General features: G+C 32.1%; 3 protein-coding genes and 1 pseudogene. All 4 read left to right on the top strand.

What is annotated here, in order from left to right; genetic code table 11:
* Nucleotides 1–458 (top strand): PAAR domain-containing protein (locus D7V20_RS19025; protein ID WP_120385389.1); only part of this gene is annotated, 458 nt, incomplete at its 5' end.
* Complete coding sequence (locus D7V20_RS19020; protein ID WP_120385388.1) at nt 451–1,119, top strand: zinc protease; 669 nt, start codon at nt 451–453, stop codon at nt 1,117–1,119. The genes D7V20_RS19025 and D7V20_RS19020, both read left to right, overlap by 8 nt.
* 3 nt (nt 1,120–1,122) lie before the next feature.
* Entirely contained in the window at nt 1,123–1,539 is a 417-nt protein-coding gene (locus D7V20_RS20420) for an NF045616 family extracytoplasmic (lipo)protein (RefSeq protein ID WP_120385387.1), read from the top strand.
* Nucleotides 1,527–1,719, top strand: a pseudogene (locus tag D7V20_RS20040) (hypothetical protein); the annotation flags it as partial. The gene D7V20_RS20420 and the pseudogene D7V20_RS20040, both read left to right, overlap by 13 nt.

Below are 1,719 nucleotides of genomic sequence, written 5' to 3'. Positions count from 1 at the left end.
TTGTTGATGGTAAAGCCGTACATCTTGATGGAATGACTCACTATTGCCCCAAATGTCAAATGCAATCAAAAGCTATTGCCTCTAATCAAGGTTTTATGACGGTTGGAGGTAAAAGTATTATTGCTGCGGGTGATCTTTCAACATGTGGCGCAAAATACATAAAAATATCTGATTTAGCTGTCATGGCTAATGGTTCGGGTTCAGGAAACGCTAAAGCCTCATTTAAAAATATGGCTACTTCTGTATTTGTACCTCAGCTTCAATACGGTCAACGATTTTTTCTAAAAGATGAGCTAACGGAAGAGCCATTGGTCAATATCTGTTATGAAATCATTACTAAAAATGGAGTCATACATGGTAAGACTGATATGAATGGTTTAACTGAATTTGCGACTGGTGATAGTGATGAAGAAGTCGAAGTAAGAATTATAATTAATGAGAAACATGATCATGAGTAATGTACTGGCGAGCTTCAAAGCTAAACTACAAAAAATGGATAAGGACTTTAAAACTGCTAGTGCATTGCATCTTAAAATTGGTGTTAGAAGAAAACTCACTGCTGGTGAAATACAAATGTGCCAATTGGTTTTTAAGAATTCAATTGACTATTCAAAAGTATTGATCAATATTGGAGGTTATATACATAGCAAAACAGGAAATGCGATGACACCTGCGGGTGAAATTGTACTACCCAGAAGTGAATATATTACAAATCTGGATTTTAGTAAATCTAAGGGAGGTTTACAGCATTGGTTTATTCATGAAATGACCCATGTTTGGCAATACCAATTAGGCGCTCCAAACGGGTGGTTTGGTATTAAACATTTATGTAACGGTGGTTATACTTCCCAAGTCAACTCTGTAGACTCTGGGAAAAATGAGCTAAAAGCATATGATACCGATTTATTAGGTCGAGATTACAATAAAAAATTTAATGATTTTAATTTTGAACAACAAGGACGCATTATTGAATTTTGGTTTGATGCCATGTATTTACGAAATATAGACCCCACTCGACAACACCATCAGACCAGCCTCCAACTATTACCTAAAGTGCGAAGTTTACTGAATAACTTTTTAACTAATCCTAATGATAAATTCCTCCTTCCTAAAGAATAAACTATGATGAAAGCAATATACATATTATTTTCAATTATGACTTCCATAATACTTTTAGCCTGTGCACAACCACTCAGTCACAAATTAAATATTGATACGAAAGATAATAATATATGTATCTATACCAACAATAAAAATACATACCTAAGTAATGATAATTACTTTACTATTTTTGTAGGTGAGTACAACCCAAACGAAAAATTTAGAAGCCTTTACAATAAAGTATACAAAAATACAAAATTTCCGATTGAGAAAAGTGATTGCTTAACCATACCGTCGAATGTTTTTGAAGAAAATAAAATATATAACGTTAACCTAGAAACCAACAAAAACTTTTCCGCTTTAGTTTGTGTTTCAAAGAAAAAAACTATTTTAACTTTCAAAATTATGAAACCAGAAGATAGCTCATGTTCAAACTGACTGTAACTTTATCAATTTTAGTTCTCATTGGTTGCACCCAAATGAGTAAAGAATTAGATGTAATCATTAAGAATAATAGTCTTTGCTTTTTTACAAATGACCCAGACACTAATTACTATGATTCAAATAATGAGTTATTTATTTATATAAACGAACTTGAACATAAAAAAGAAATTACAA

The organism is Acinetobacter rongchengensis (genome assembly GCF_003611475.1).
GTDB classification, from domain to species: domain Bacteria; phylum Pseudomonadota; class Gammaproteobacteria; order Pseudomonadales; family Moraxellaceae; genus Acinetobacter; species Acinetobacter rongchengensis.
This window is presented reverse-complemented; position numbering and strand designations above follow the sequence as displayed.